Genomic DNA, 15,253 nt, shown 5'->3' on the forward strand with positions numbered 1-15,253 from the left:
CGATTATTATTATATTATATATATAAGCTTCAGTAAACGCAATAAATTCATTTCACCGTCAGAATTTTAAAACCCCTCTAATTATTAGAGGGGTTTGCAAATAATAAGCTCAATACCTTCTTCACCTTTGTCAATTGCATTTATCACTCTGTAATAGTCGTCAATATCGGCAAGTTCAGCCTTAGGCGGAGATGTCACCCTGATAGAAGCAATTTTCCCTCCTGCGGAATTTAATATCTTTCTTGCCTCTCCCAATGTGAAACCAATAACTGTTTGGGCCTTCATGACTAAACCTCTAGTATTTCTTTTTCTTTTAATTCAATTATATTATCAATTTCTGCAATATACTTGTCTGTAAGGTTCTGAATGTCCTTTTCTGCGTTCTTGAGATCATCTTCGGTAATTTCGCTGTTCTTTTTCATAGACTTCATTTTTTCAATTCCGTCTCTTCTTATTGACCTTATGGCAACCTTGGAGTCTTCTCCGTACTTTTTGGCAAGCTTTGTAAGTTCTTTTCTTCTTTCCTCAGTAAGCGGAGGGAATACCAATCTAATAACCTTGCCATCATTATTCGGATTTATGCCAATATCAGATTTCTGAATTTCCTTTTCAATTTCCTTCAGTATTTGGGCATCCCAAGGCTGGATCATTATAACCCTTGGCTCTGGTATTGAAATAGTGCCAAGCTGATTAATCGGTGTAGCAGCACCGTAATATTCAACCATTATCTTATCCAATATCGATGCATTTGCCCTGCCTGCTCTGATAGTATTAAGGTCATCTTTTAATACGTTGATGGTTTTCTTCATCTTTTCTTCAATATTCTTATACTCTTCCATTGACATATTCCTCCTCTATTTACATTACTATTGTACCGATGTTCTCACCCTGTACAGCTTTAACAATATTTCCCGGCTCATTAAGACCAAAAACTACTATTGGAATATTATTGTCTTTGCAAAGTGAAGCAGCAGTAGAATCCATTACACCCAGACCCTTGTTAATCACATCCATAAAGGAAAGCTTATCAAACTTCTTTGCATCGGGGTTTATGTTAGGATCACTGTCATATACTCCATCAACCTTCTTTGCCAGCAATATAACTTCTGCATCAATCTCAGCCGCACGCAAAGCAGCGGTAGTATCGGTTGAAAAGTACGGATTACCTGTTCCACAGGCAAAAATAACAATCCTTCTCTTTTCCAAATGCCTTACAGCCTTCCTTCGTATATACGGTTCTGCAATCTGCCGCATCTCGATGGCTGTTTGAACCCTAGTAGGCACCCCTTGGGACTCAAGGGCATCCTGAAGCCCTAAAGAATTAATGACAGTTGCCAGCATACCCATATGGTCCGCTGTGGTACGGTCCATTCCCTTTCCGCTTCTCCCTCTCCAGAAATTGCCACCTCCTACAACAATAGCAACTTCAACGCCCATATCGTACACTTCTTTTATATTTTTTGAAATCTCATTTATAGTATCGGTATCAATTCCCAGCTTCTTTTCTCCGGCCAGAGCTTCACCGCTTATTTTCAACATGACTCTTTTATACTTTGCTTTTTGCATTAAAGAAAATCCTCCGCTCCTTAATGTTATTCTAACACACAAACCTTACAATTGAAAACCATTTTTAAAAATAATAGGGTGTTTTTGATATAATCGGTGATTATCCCAAAAATAGCAGCAATAAAAGCTCGGGACATCGAGGCCCTTCGCTTTTGTCTCTTTCATTTCATTCCAAGAGGCCAAATCCCTAAAAAGGGAACATATAAAGTAACTTTATATGTTCCCTTAATCACCTTACATTTAGCCACCTATTTGCTTCATAACTTCCTCAGCAAAGTTATCTTCCTTCTTTTCTATACCTTCGCCTCTTTCAAATCTTACAAATCTTCTTATATTGATATTCTCGCCTATAACAGCTATCTTCTCATTGAGAAGTTGTTGTATTGTCTTATCAGGGTCTTTTATAAATGGCTGTTCTAAAAGACATACTTCCTTATAATATTTTTCTATTCTTCCTTCTACCATCTTATCAACAATCTTTTCAGGTTTACCCTCATTTAGTGCCTGAGCTCTGAGGATCTCCCTTTCTTTTTCAAGCTTATCGGCAGGAACTTCTTCTCTGCTTATGTATTCAGGCTTGCTTGCTGCAATATGCATTGCAACGTCCTTTACAAAGGCCTTAAAATCTTCATTTTTTGCAGCAAAATCAGTCTCAATATTAATCTCAACCAATACGCCTATTCTACCATCACCATGGATATAAGCATCAACCAATCCTTCTGCAGCAATTCTTCCTGCTTTCTTAGCTGCTGCTGCCAATCCTTTTTCTCTTAAAAGCTCAACAGCCTTTTCCATATCACCATTTGCTTCTGAAAGAACTTTCTTGCAATCCATCATGCCTGCACCGGTTCTTTCACGAAGCTGCTTAACCATTTCAGCAGTAATCATTCTGAATTCCTCCAAACAATATTAATTTCTCACAATTTATAAAATGATTTTTGAATATTATTCTCATTAAAGATGTTTTTATACCTTTAACAAAAGCTTAGAGCATCAACCTAAAAGCTTTTGCTCCAACATAAAGAAACCTAAAATCCGACTTCAGCAGCATACCCGCTGAAGTCGGAAAATTCTTACACTTCTGCAGCAACTTCTTCCTCAACGATTTCTTCAGCCTGTTCTTCAGCACTGCCTTGAACTGAAAGCTGTTCGCCCTGTCTTCCCTCTATAATAGCATCTGCAATTTTTGATGCAATCAATTTAACAGCTCTGATAGCATCGTCGTTTCCAGGAATTACGTAATCAACTTCATCCGGGTCACAGTTGGTATCTACAATTGCAACTACAGGAATGCCTAGCCTTCTTGCTTCGAGAATAGCAATTCTTTCTTTTCTAGGGTCAACTACAAACAATGCTCCTGGAAGCTGCTTCATGTCTTTGATTCCACCGAGATACTTTTCGAGCTTTTCCATTTCACCCTTAAGCTTTATAACTTCTTTCTTTGGTAGAACGTCAAAAACGCCTTCTTCTTCCATCTTAGTGAGCTCTTTTAATCTGTTTATTCTTCCTTTAATTGTGTTAAAGTTGGTGAGCATTCCACCCAACCACCTTGCATTTACGAAGAACTGATCTGCCCTTTGAGCTTCTTCCTTTATGGAATCCTGAGCCTGCTTCTTTGTACCTACAAAGAGAATTCCTTGGCCGTTCATTGCCACTTCCCTGATAAAATAGTAGGCCTCTTCAACCTTTTTCACAGTCTTTTGAAGGTCTATAATATAGATACCGTTCCTCTCTGTGAAAATGTATTCAGCCATTTTTGGGTTCCATCTTCTAGTCTGATGACCGAAGTGAACACCTGCTTCCAATAATTGTTTCATTGAAATAACTGACATTTAAAACACCTCCGTTAGTTTTACACCTCCGCAACCTTCATCTTTATGGGGAACCTGTCGGCACTATCCCATAAATCAAGCTTGCGTGCGTTTTTTCCGTCTAGTAGTATAACACATTGTTGTTTTTTTATCAATAATAAATATAACTTTTTTATTTTTTGCTTCACTTTTTTTTCAGTATTCCTATTTTATTGACAAGATACAATCCCTATTTTAAAATAGTATAGTTATTATAAAATAATGAATTTTTAACGATTTAGAGGGAGATTTTTGTGGAAAATATTAGAGAAAACATTAGAAATGTCGCTATAATAGCCCATGTTGATCACGGGAAAACAACACTCGTAGATGCAATGCTGAGACAAAGCGGTATATTCAGAGAAAATGAACAGATTCATGAGAGAGTAATGGACTCCAATGACCTCGAAAGAGAAAGAGGTATCACTATTCTATCCAAAAACACTGCTGTGACTTATAAGGATACCAAAATTAACATTGTAGATACTCCGGGTCACGCTGACTTCGGCGGAGAGGTTGAACGCGTACTTAGAATGGTTGACGGCGTCCTTTTATTGGTTGACTCCTTTGAAGGTACCATGCCTCAAACAAGATTCGTACTCAAGAAAGCTCTTCAGCTTAACCTAAAACCCATAGTTGTCATTAATAAAATTGACAGGCCTGAAGCAAGACCCAACGAAGTTATCGATGAAGTCTTAGAGTTGTTCATTGAGCTTGGAGCAAATGATGAGCAGCTTGATTTCCCAATTGTATACGCTTCTTCGAGAGAAGGCTATGCTGTACACAGCTTAGATGATGAACCGAAAAACCTTGTTCCTCTGTTTGAAACCTTGATAAATCATGTGCCTGCTCCTAGCGGTTATATGGACGAACCGCTTCAGTTCCTGGTTTCAAATATAGATTATGATGAGTATGTGGGAAGAATAGCAGTGGGAAGAGTCGAAAGAGGCATCATTAAGACAGGACAGTCTGCTGTGTTGTGTACGAAGGACGGAAGTGTTGAAAATGTAAAGATAAGCAAGCTCTATGTATTTAGTGGCCTCAAAAGAATTGAAGCAGACTCTGCGATGATGGGAGATATTATTGCAGTATCCGGCATTAGCGATATTAACATTGGTGAAACAGTTTGTGATGCCAATAAACCTGACCCATTACCTTTTATTGATATTGACGAGCCTACGATTTCTATGACCTTTAGTGTAAACAACAGCCCTTTCGCAGGGCGTGAAGGAACGTTTGTTACTTCAAGACATCTAAGGGACAGGCTCTTTAGAGAGCTGGAAACTAACGTAAGCCTTAGAGTCGAAGAAACTGATTCTCCGGATTCCTTCAAGGTGTCCGGAAGGGGCGAACTTCATCTCTCAATATTGATTGAGACTATGAGGCGTCAAGGCTACGAATTTCAAGTGTCCAAACCAAATGTTATTTATAAAGAAGTCAACGGCGAAGTATTTGAGCCCATGGAACACCTGATTGTTGACGTTCCTGAGGACTTTATGGGCGTCGTTATGGAAAAGTTGGGTACCCGCAAGGCTGAAATGATAAATATGCATTCTTCTCAGCAGGGTTATATGAGGCTTGAGTTTAAAATCCCTTCAAGGGGCCTTATCGGGTATAGGTCAGAATTTTTGACTGATACAAAAGGAAATGGTATAATGAATCATGTCTTCCATGGATTTGAACCTTTAAAGGGAGAAATATCAAGAAGACAAAGAGGCTCAATGGTTGCATGGGAGGACGGCGAAGCTGTTACCTACGGTCTTTATAATGCACAGGAAAGAGGTTCTCTTTTTATCTCGCCCGGGACAAAGGTATATGAGGGCATGATAGTTGGAGAAAACTCCAGGAATGAAGATATTGTTATAAATGTTTGCAAAAAGAAACATGTTACAAACATGAGGGCATCCGGTTCCGATGAAGCCTTAAGACTTACGCCCCCTGTAACGCTCAGTTTGGAGCAATGTTTGGAGTTCATTGAAGATGACGAACTGGTGGAAATTACTCCGAAGAACATACGGTTAAGGAAAAAAATCCTCGATACAGACCTTAGGGCAAAGTCAAGAAAAAAAGAGTAATACCATTAATATGCAGCATAAAGAACATTTATGTAATAAAAAAATTATTGTGTGGTGAGAATAATGAGTGGAAACAGTAAGGTAGCACCAAATAAGAAAGCAAAGAAGCGCAAGAATAGATTAGCGTCTTTATTTCTGTACTTTCTTGTCTTCCTTATTATATTTACAATAAGCTCCCTGGCTTCTTACACATATTTCGTAAACGAGAAAGAAATTGACTACGAGGAGGTTATTGCAAAAATAGACCCTGAAAATGGCATTCAAGTTGAAATTCCTCGTGGTTCTGATACCAGCGACATTGCAGAAATACTTAAGAAAGAAGGCGTAATAAGTTATCCTTTTTGGTTTAAGTTCATTTCCAAATTCAATGGTTATGACGGCCGTTACAAATCGGGTAAGCATATTGTAAATAGTAACTTTAGTTATAAAGAAATTATGGAAGTCCTCTGCAGCAACCCAGTTACAACTACTGTCACCATAATTGAAGGAAAAAATATAACACAAATTGCCGATACTTTGAGTGAAAAAAAGGTTATCGACAAAGAGGACTTTCTTGAAGCCTGCAATACCGAAGAGTTCGACTATGAGTTTTTAAAAGATATCCCCGAAAGGGAAAACAGACTTGAAGGTTATCTCTTCCCGGACACCTATTTCTTCGATCCAAAAGGAGGAGAGAGGGCAATAATTGAAAAGTTTCTCGACAACTTCGATGCAAAATTCAAGCCGGAATACTATGAAAGAGCAAAAGAGTTGAACATGACAATAGATGAAGTAATTATTCTTGCATCCATAATAGAGAGAGAAACGGCTCTCTCCGAAGAAAGAGCAATCGTTTCCAGCGTATTTCACAACAGGATGAAGTCTTCCAACCCTGAGCTTAGAAAGCTTCAGTCCTGTGCTACCATACAGTATATTCTATATAATACTCAGGGCAAGATGAAAGAAAAGTTATCCGATGAGGATACCCAGATTAACCACCCATATAACACATATATTTTTGAAGGGCTACCGCCGGGACCTATATGCTCCCCAGGTGTTGCTGCTATAGAAGCAGCACTGTACCCGGATGAAGAATCAGAGTATCTGTTCTTTGTGGCTAAAGGAGATGGAAGTCACCATTTTTCAAAGACCTTAGCTGAGCATCTGGAGGCTGTTAAAAAATACGAAGCGGATTAAGCAATACCATATAAAACTATTGTGAGGATTTCAACAAAATCCTCACAATTTTTATAATTTTTATAAGGACTGAATAAAATGATCTGTTATGATTATATAAACGACTATATTAGAAAAACAATTAAAAAAAATGACGGGCTGTTGTCGGAGCTTGAAGACTTCGCCAAAGAGAATCATGTGCCCATTGTGCATCCGGAAGTTGCATCACTTCTTAAGGTAATAGGCCTTACTCTCAGGCCCTCCCGTATTTTAGAAGTTGGGACCGCCATTGGTTATTCTGCCATCCTTTTCTCCACTGTGCTAGAGCCCGGAGGAAGAATTGATACTATTGACAGGTATGAATTGATGCTAGAAAGAGCCAGAGAGAATATAAAAAAAGCCGGTCTTCAGGATGTAATAAACATAATCGAAGGAGATGCTTTAGATGTCCTGAAATGCCTTGAACATGAATATGATATGGTTTTTTTGGATGCTGCCAAGGGCCAGTACCCGGAGTTCCTTCCCGAATGTCTGAGGCTTTTGAGGAGCGGAGGTCTTCTTATATCGGACAACATCCTATATAAGGGAATGATTGCAAAGGATGAACTTGTTGTAAGAAGGAAAAAGACCATTGTAAAAAGATTGAGAGACTATCTTAAGACTATTTGCAGCATGGATGAACTGGAGACAAGTATTCTGCCTATTGGCGATGGAGTGGCAATAAGCTTCAAAAAATAACTTCGTCTTTCAAAGTATCTATGGCAGAATTTTACCAATAAATTAGGAGTGAAGTATATGAAAAAAGCTGAACTGCTTGCGCCTGCCGGCAACCTTGAAAAACTAAAAATGGCTGTTTTATATGGTGCCGATGCCGTTTACCTCGGTGGAGAAGAATTTAGTCTCAGGGCCTATGCCGACAATTTTACATTTGATGATTTGAAATCTGGAGTGGAATTTGCCCACGATAAAGGAAAAAAAGTATATATAACCATGAATATATTTCCTCACAACCAAGATTTAAAGAAAATTCCCGAATATATAAAAGAAGTCAGTAGTATTGGAGTCGATGCCATAATACTGTCGGACCCCGGTATTCTCTCAATGGTAAAAGAAATGGCCCCCGATATGGAAATACACTTAAGTACCCAGGCCAACAATACCAACTTTATGAGCGCCAGATTCTGGCATGACCAAGGTGTAAAGCGAGTAATACTTGCAAGAGAACTCTCTCTTGATGAGATACGGGAAATAAAAGAAAATACTCCCGATTCTTTGGAGATTGAAGCTTTTGTCCACGGCGCTATGTGCATCTCCTATTCCGGAAGGTGCCTTCTGAGCAATTACATGGCCGGCAGGGATTCTAACAGAGGACTATGTGCCCATCCCTGCAGATGGAAATACTACTTGATGGAGGAAAAAAGACCCGATGAATACTTCCCAGTATATGAAAACGAAAGAGGAACATTTATTTTCAATTCCAGAGACCTTTGCATGATTGGACATATACCTGAGCTAATAGAAGCCGGAGTATCCAGTCTCAAGATTGAAGGAAGAATGAAAAGCTCCTTTTATGTCGCAACAGTGGTAAAGGCATACCGCGAAGCGCTAGATGCCTACTATCAAAATAAAGACAGCTATAAATTTGACCCTCGGCTTTTTGAAGAGGTCTGTAAAGTCAGCCACCGAGAATTCACCACCGGCTTTTTCTTCAACAAGCCCGGACCCAACGATCAGATTTATGCCACCAGTTCATATATAAGGGATTATGACTTTGTAGGGGTTGTTCAAAAATACGATAAGACTACAAAAATAGCAACTATAGAACAAAGAAACCGAATGTATAAAGGCGAAGAAATTGAAGTGGTAAACCCCAAAGGCGACTTCTTTGTTCAAAAGATTGAATGGATGAAAAATATTGACGGCGAAGATATAGACATTGCCCCTCACCCTCAAATGACGGTATACATGCCTATGAAAGAGGATGTACAGGAGTATACAATGCTACGACGAAAAAGCAGTTCTAATGAGTAAATCAATTAAATTAACGAGCTAAAAAATAGTTGGTTAATATAATAAAATTGTCCTAAACTGAAGTCCTATCATGGACTTCAGTTTTTTTAGCCTCTTTCATTCATACAAGTGAAGTATAAAAGCCCCTTCATTTGGAAAAATTAATTAATAATACTAATATCAAAAAAAGGGGGCATCCTATGTTTATTAAACGCAATAAAATTCTTCTTACAGTGTTTACCCTTTCAATCATGCTGCTTATATTAAGGGTAGTCTATATACAGCTGATTTTGGGGGAAAAGCTTTTCATACAGGCAACTGCCCAAAAGGTATCCAACCTCCCCATCGATGTGCCGAGAGGAGATATACTTGACAGAAATCTCATTCCTCTTACCAGCAGAAAAAAGAAAATAGATGTGGTAATACAGCCGCTTTACCTTAAGGACAATGATAGCGATCTCCTAAATATATCAAACATCTTAGAGCTTAATTTCAACGAAATTAATAGACAGGTTCAAATTTGTAAAGAACCCATAAAAATTAGAGCCGATGAAAGTAAAAAAGATCTTCTTATAAAAGAAAGAGTTCATGGAATATCCTTTATATACTCCCTTGAAAGGTACGATGACAACACTCCTGCCAAGCATGTCCTTGGCTATCTAAATAAAATTGACATGACGGGAGAAACAGGCCTTGAAAAAGCATATGAGAATTATCTTAAGCAGGACTCCAAAAGCAGTGTCGGAGTCATAACCGATGCCAAGGATAATCCTTTAAAAGGCTTTGGCTATCGATTTATAAATTCCGGCGAAAAAAATGAAAAGCTGAATGTAAAACTAACCATTGATTATAATATCCAGAAAACCGCGGAAGATGTTATGGACAGGTATAATCTTAAAGGTGCTGTTGTAATAGAAGAAGTTAAGTCCGGCGATATTGTTGCTATGGTAAGCAAGCCCGATTATAACCCCAACGAAGTCGAGAAATATCTTGAGAGCCGAGATAAAGAGCTGTTTAACAGAGCAGTTGCATCCTACAATCTTGGTTCCATATTCAAAATTATCGACTTAGCAAGTGCCTACAGCAAAAATATTGATCCGTCAATGTATTACTACTGCCCGGGATATGTGGTTTTGGGAGATAAGGAGTTTAGATGCTCTGCCTTTGGAAGAGGCGGCCATGGATTAATAGATCTGCATGAAGCCTTTGCTTCCTCCTGCAACCCGTACTTTATTGAGCTGGGAATTAGAGTTGGTCCAAAAAACATAATAGACACTGCAAGTAAATTTGGTTTTGGGAGAATCACCGGCATTGATGCCCAAGGAGTTGAAGAATCGGCCGGCAACCTTCCCACCCCCGACAGTTTCACCTACGGAGATACCGCCAATATCTCCATAGGTCAAGGGGATGTCTTGGCGACTCCCCTTCAGGTTGCAGACATGGTTGCCACTATTGCAAACGGTGGAATTAAGAATGAGGTAAACATTGTAGATTCCCTAGTTGACAGTAAAGGAAATACTGTAAAGGTGATTAAGAAAAACAAGGGTGAAAGAATAATTGACAAAGAGGTATGCGATAAAATAAAGCAGCTCATGGAGGAAGTTACAGTCAGCGGTACCGGAACCAGAGCAAACCTTAGTGAATACGGTGGTGCTGGCGGAAAGACCGGAAGTGCCGAAACAGGTCAATACATTAATGGAGAAAAAGTGGTACATGCATGGTTTGCCGGCTATTTTCCACGACTTGATCCAAAATATTCGGTCTCGGTATTTATTGAAGATGGAAAAAGCGGAGGAACAATAGCTGCTCCTGTCTTCGAGGAAATTGCTAAAACTATCTTGAAAAAGGGTTTTTAAATTAATTTTTGTACTGGCACCTAAAATATTTATGCTACATATACTTATAAGGTAGCCAATTTATTGGAGGTGCCTTATCTTGCTTTATATATTGTTTTCCTCATTTATAGAGATACTAAATAATATATTCTTTCTTTCAGGCTATATTTCCAATATCAATTCATTTCCCCATCCTTTAAGTCCTGAAGAAGAGCAACACTATTTAAAGCTTTTAAAAAGCGGAGATGAAGAAGCAAAGAACATACTTATTGAAAGAAATTTAAGACTCGTTGCTCATATTGTAAAAAAGTACAATTCTACTATAGGTGATAGTGATGATTTAATTTCAATTGGAACCATTGGATTAATAAAGGCGATCGGCACGTTTAATCACGAAAAAGGTACAAGACTTGTAACTTATGCAGCTCGATGCATCGAAAACGAGATTTTAATGCATATCCGTTCCAGTAAGAAAACTCAAAGCGAGGTTTCCCTTCAGGACCCTATTGGGGTTGATAGGGATGGAAACGAAATAGCTCTTATTGACGTTATCGGCAATGAATCGGAATCAGTAGTTGAAGAAGTAGAGCTTAAGATGCAAGTTAAACGTCTCTACAACAAAATGAAAGACGTGTTGAAGGCTCGAGAAAAAATGGTCTTGGAACTACGGTATGGACTTTTAAACGGCACAAGTAAGACTCAGCGTGAAATAGCCAAAATGTTGGGAATTTCAAGGTCTTATGTTTCAAGAATTGAAAAAAAAGCAATAAAGAAGTTAGGAAAAGAGCTAAAATCAGAAAGCTGTAAATAATTATTCTCGGCTTTCTGACTTCTCTATCTTTTTAATACACTTTTTATTGCCACAACACCTTTATTTTTTATTGAAATCGTTTATTAGCTCTTTAAGGCTTTTTTGCTTTATCATTCCTGAAATAATATTTTTAAAAAGCAATACCACAATAGGCCCTAAAATAAGCCCGAATAAACCCAAGAACTGCATCCCAAGGTACATCGTCATCAACGTCACCAAAGGATGGAGCCCTATCTGGTGGCCGACTATCTTAGGCTCTATCATCTGTCTTATAACAAGCACTACAATATACAAAATCAGCAGCGACACTCCCATCCTAATGTCCTTGGTTAAAAACTCATATATGGCCCAGGGGACCAGGACTCCTCCTGTCCCGAGTACCGGGAAGGCATCTATAAAGCTAACAACCAACCCTAGGAGAATAGAGTGTTTTATACCTATTATTGAAAAGCCGATAGAAAGCTCACAAAAAGTAATTGACATTAGTATTAGCTGCGCTTTAATATATCCAAACAAGGCCACAAACATATTGTCTTTTATACTTATTACATTATTTAAAAATGCTTCAGGTAAATTATGCTTGATATAGTCATAAATCTTGTCTCTATCACTGGAAAGAAAGTAGGTTGATAAAATTGTCACAAGCACAAATACCATCATCTGAGGTATCGATACTGCCGTATTGTAAATTCCCTTCACAAATGAATCCACCACACTGGAAATGGAATTCGAAAGGTTTGAAACCATATTTGAAATTTGGGCGATAACCTCATTGGGAAGACCGAAATAAATGTTCAAGCCTCTGTTTATCAAATTCGATATGTTTTGATATACTTCTTTAAAATAGTCTGGCTGAGAGTTTGAAAGACTCGCTATTTCCTTATATAGTTTTGAGACCAACAGGAGAAGCAGTACCGCTATAATCAAGAGGACCAAAAGCAAGGATACCAGTGCTGCAATTTTTCTGCTAAGCTTTAGCTTTTTCATAAGGAACTTGATCACAGGCTCAATTGATGAAGCAATAGCAAAAGCAATAACAAACGGCGCCAGATAAACTGCAAGCCTCAACCCCAGCAATATTCCCAGAAATGTTCCACCAAAAATAAGAACCAACTTTATAATTAATTTCACTCTCTTATCCATACTAACCATCCTATTGAAAAAATGTAGAAAAAAGAATTTTATTAGTTAAAAAACATAACACTTTTATATTTATATTATATAATATTAAACACTTTATCATAATGCAAGCTATTTTTAATTAAATATGTGGGTAAAAAGAGGAAATAACTTAAAGAGTGCTTGCAGCTACTGGAATCTGCAAGCACTCAAATTGAATTGTGCGTTTGTCGAACTAATTATAAAATACCTTATTTTACATATGATTGTCAACATATCTGCATGTTCTATTTTACACACACTACAATTTATGTTTAGCATGTTATAACACTATAAAATTCCAAGTAAAATAATAACATCATTTCAGTTCGACTATCGTAACTCCCGACTCACCTTCCCCGTACTTTCCAAGTCTGAAGGATTTAACCCGGGAATTTGATTTTAAATACTTCTGTATGCCGTTTCGCAGTATCCCAGTTCCCTTTCCGTGAATAATAGATACTTCCCCCAGCCCGGAAATAGCCGCGTCATCCAAATATTTGTCAACACTTTCGATGGCTTCTTCCAAGCTGTATCCCCTAAGGTCAATTTCAGTTGATATGTTTTTTGCCTTTGATGTCCCTATCTTTCCGATCCCGGACTTATTCAGCACGCTTTTCTGTTCATCTACCAATTTTAGATTTGATATATGAACATTTATTTTCATTATTCCTGCCTGCACCACTGCCTCTCCGTCTTTGTCTGGAGGAGTAATAATTGTTCCCTTCTGGTTCAGGTTCACGATCAAAACACTATCCCCAGGCTTCAGATTTTCCGGAGGCTTTACCAGAGTGCTCTTTGGAATAAGAGGCATAGCCAATGTTTCCTCAATAGAATCAATCTTTCTTTTTAGCTTGAGCCTCATAGCCTCCGCTTCCTTTTGTCTCTGTTCGTTTTGGATCTCCTGTTCAAGCCTTCTCATTTCTGAAATAATTTCTTCTGATTCCCTTCTCGCTTCAAGAAGGATTTTCCTTGCTTCTGCTTTGGCTTCCTGTAAGACTTTGTCTCTATTTTCATCCAGCCTCTTTTTTTGTTGTTCCACCTCTTTTTTCAGCTTTTCCGCTTCAAGTCTGTAGCTTTCTGCTCTCATCTTTTCATTTTCCGATTCACTTAAGTTTTTCTCAATGGACATAAGCATGTCTTCGAACTTTATGTCGTCTTTTGTCAAAAACTCTTTCGCCCGCTCTATAATATCGTCAAAAAGTCCCAGTCTCTTTGATATGGCAAAGGCATTGCTCTTTCCGGGAACCCCAATCAAGAGCTTATAAGTAGGCTTTAGAGTCTCCACATTAAACTCGCAACAGGCATTCTCCACAAATTCTGTGGTGACAGCATACACCTTCAGCTGACTGTAATGAGTAGTGGCAACCGTAGTACTGCCCCTGTTTCTTAGATACTCAAGTATTGACATCGCAAGAGCTGCCCCCTCCGTCGGGTCTGTTCCAGCTCCAAGCTCATCAAATAGAACAAGGGAGTCTTCATCCACATCGTTCATTATTCCAACTATATTCTTCATATGCGAGGAAAAAGTACTAAGACTCTGTTCAATACTCTGCTCATCCCCTATATCCGCATAAATCTTTTTGAAAATACTCATCCTAGTTCCCTCATTTGCCGGAATATGAAGGCCTGCCTGGGTCATGAGGGTAAATAGACCTACTGTTTTCAAAGTAACTGTTTTTCCTCCGGTATTAGGTCCGGTTACTACAAGGGTGTTAAAATCTTCTCCAATCCAGAAGTCGGTTGGAACCACAGCTTTTTTGTCTAGAAGTGGGTGTCTTCCCTTTTTTATTAATATTTTATGTTCATCGTTTAGTACAGGGCAAACACAGTTATAATCAAGGCTGAGCTTTGACTTTGCAAAAATAAAATCGAGTCTACCAAGAAGAGAAACATTGGATTTAAGGGCATCAACAATTCCCCTCACCTCTTCCGTCAATTCTCCTAATATTCTCTCAATCTCAGCCTGCTCCTTGATCTTTAGCTCTCTTATGTTGTTGTTTGCTTCAACAACTGCCATAGGTTCAATAAAAATAGTCGCTCCACTAGCCGATGAATCATGTATAAGTCCAGGTATTTCAGACCTATATTCCTGCTTAACGGGAATTACATATCTATCACCTCTTAAAGTAACTATGGACTCCTGCATATATTTCTGATACTTGGATGATCTGAGGATATCATTGAGTCTTTCTTTTATTGACTCCTGAGCATTGCGTATCTGTCTTCTTATATTGGCAAGCGTGGGACTCGCATTATCGGCTATTTCTTCCTCGCTTAATATCGACATGTAAATCCTGTCTTCTATCCGTTTATTGGATTCAAGGCACCTTATAAGCTCATTTACCACATTGTCATCGTCTGTTTTAATCCTGTCATCATTTGCATAGCTTTTAAGATTTCTTACCACTCTTAGAACTCCAGCAGTCTTTAAAAGCTCTCCGGGGCTTAGAACTGAACCAATTTCAACCCTTCTTAAGCTATCCCTAATATCATGAATTCCCCCCATAGGAGGGCTTCCTCTTCTTGCTATAAAAGTCACACCGTCGCTGGTTTCCTTCAACGCCTTCTGTACCATGCTAAAGTCAGCCTCGGGCAGCAGCTCCTCCGCCAATTCCTTGCCTAATGGAGATGCAGTAAGACTTACCAGCTTATTAATTATTTTGTCAAACTCCAATACTCTAAGTGTTTTTTCGTTCATTTATCCCTTACCTCATATGTTTTTTATGCTTTATTAACACCTAATAATTATAACACAAATAGGTCCGTCTTAAAAGAAAGTTATGTCTTAGC

13 protein-coding genes are annotated in these 15,253 nt (G+C 38.4%); 6 read left to right on the forward strand and 7 right to left on the reverse strand.

Annotated features, from left to right (window positions below; all coding sequences use genetic code 11):
* Nucleotides 1-84 precede the first annotated feature (84 nt).
* The 5 genes from EFD62_RS05780 to rpsB all read right to left on the reverse strand — a co-directional run bounded on the left by EFD62_RS05780 (nt 85) and on the right by rpsB (nt 3,398).
* A complete protein-coding gene (locus EFD62_RS05780) occupies nt 85-285 on the reverse strand; it encodes a hypothetical protein (RefSeq protein ID WP_069193490.1) in 201 nt (66 codons plus the stop codon).
* 2 nt (nt 286-287) lie between these two features.
* Nucleotides 288-839 carry a ribosome recycling factor gene (frr, locus tag EFD62_RS05785; RefSeq protein ID WP_172406013.1) on the reverse strand — a complete coding sequence of 184 codons (552 nt, stop codon included), beginning with the start codon at nt 837-839 and terminating at the stop codon, nt 288-290.
* 19 nt (nt 840-858) lie between these two features.
* Nucleotides 859-1,566 (reverse strand): UMP kinase, encoded by a 708-nt coding sequence (pyrH, locus tag EFD62_RS05790; protein WP_069193488.1) that lies wholly within the window; start codon nt 1,564-1,566, stop codon nt 859-861.
* A gap of 240 nt (nt 1,567-1,806) precedes the next feature.
* A complete protein-coding gene (gene tsf, locus EFD62_RS05795) occupies nt 1,807-2,454 on the reverse strand; it encodes a translation elongation factor Ts (protein WP_069193487.1) in 648 nt (215 codons plus the stop codon).
* A 185-nt stretch (nt 2,455-2,639) separates the two neighbouring features.
* Complete coding sequence (rpsB, locus tag EFD62_RS05800) at nt 2,640-3,398, reverse strand: 30S ribosomal protein S2 (RefSeq protein ID WP_069193486.1); 759 nt, start codon at nt 3,396-3,398, stop codon at nt 2,640-2,642.
* A gap of 272 nt (nt 3,399-3,670) precedes the next feature.
* Here rpsB and typA point away from each other — a divergent pair, with 272 nt between their 5' ends.
* From typA to sigK, 6 genes are all read left to right on the forward strand, one after another.
* A complete protein-coding gene (typA, locus tag EFD62_RS05805) occupies nt 3,671-5,491 on the forward strand; it encodes a translational GTPase TypA (protein WP_083225090.1) in 1,821 nt (606 codons plus the stop codon).
* A 63-nt stretch (nt 5,492-5,554) separates the two neighbouring features.
* Nucleotides 5,555-6,667, forward strand: a complete 1,113-nt coding sequence (mltG, locus tag EFD62_RS05810) for an endolytic transglycosylase MltG (protein WP_069193484.1) — start codon at nt 5,555-5,557, stop codon at nt 6,665-6,667.
* 78 nt (nt 6,668-6,745) lie between these two features.
* The gene (locus EFD62_RS05815) at nt 6,746-7,384 is read left to right on the forward strand and encodes an O-methyltransferase (protein ID WP_069193483.1); all 639 of its coding nucleotides are present in this window, start codon (nt 6,746-6,748) and stop codon (nt 7,382-7,384) included.
* 57 nt (nt 7,385-7,441) lie between these two features.
* The gene (locus EFD62_RS05820) at nt 7,442-8,677 is read left to right on the forward strand and encodes a peptidase U32 family protein (RefSeq protein WP_069193482.1); all 1,236 of its coding nucleotides are present in this window, start codon (nt 7,442-7,444) and stop codon (nt 8,675-8,677) included.
* A gap of 179 nt (nt 8,678-8,856) precedes the next feature.
* Entirely contained in the window at nt 8,857-10,512 is a 1,656-nt protein-coding gene (locus tag EFD62_RS05825) for a peptidoglycan D,D-transpeptidase FtsI family protein (RefSeq protein WP_069193481.1), read from the forward strand.
* Between the two features lie 79 nt (nt 10,513-10,591).
* The gene (gene sigK, locus EFD62_RS05830) at nt 10,592-11,302 is read left to right on the forward strand and encodes an RNA polymerase sporulation sigma factor SigK (protein WP_069193480.1); all 711 of its coding nucleotides are present in this window, start codon (nt 10,592-10,594) and stop codon (nt 11,300-11,302) included.
* Between the two features lie 60 nt (nt 11,303-11,362).
* Here sigK and ytvI read toward each other — a convergent pair whose 3' ends face one another.
* Nucleotides 11,363-12,445 carry a sporulation integral membrane protein YtvI gene (gene ytvI, locus EFD62_RS05835; RefSeq protein ID WP_069193479.1) on the reverse strand — a complete coding sequence of 361 codons (1,083 nt, stop codon included), beginning with the start codon at nt 12,443-12,445 and terminating at the stop codon, nt 11,363-11,365.
* 334 nt (nt 12,446-12,779) lie between these two features.
* The gene (locus EFD62_RS05840) at nt 12,780-15,161 is read right to left on the reverse strand and encodes an endonuclease MutS2 (RefSeq protein ID WP_069193478.1); all 2,382 of its coding nucleotides are present in this window, start codon (nt 15,159-15,161) and stop codon (nt 12,780-12,782) included.
* Nucleotides 15,162-15,253: the final 92 nt, after the last annotated feature.

This window comes from Acetivibrio mesophilus (genome assembly GCF_004102745.1).
Classification (GTDB): domain Bacteria; phylum Bacillota; class Clostridia; order Acetivibrionales; family Acetivibrionaceae; genus Hungateiclostridium; species Hungateiclostridium mesophilum.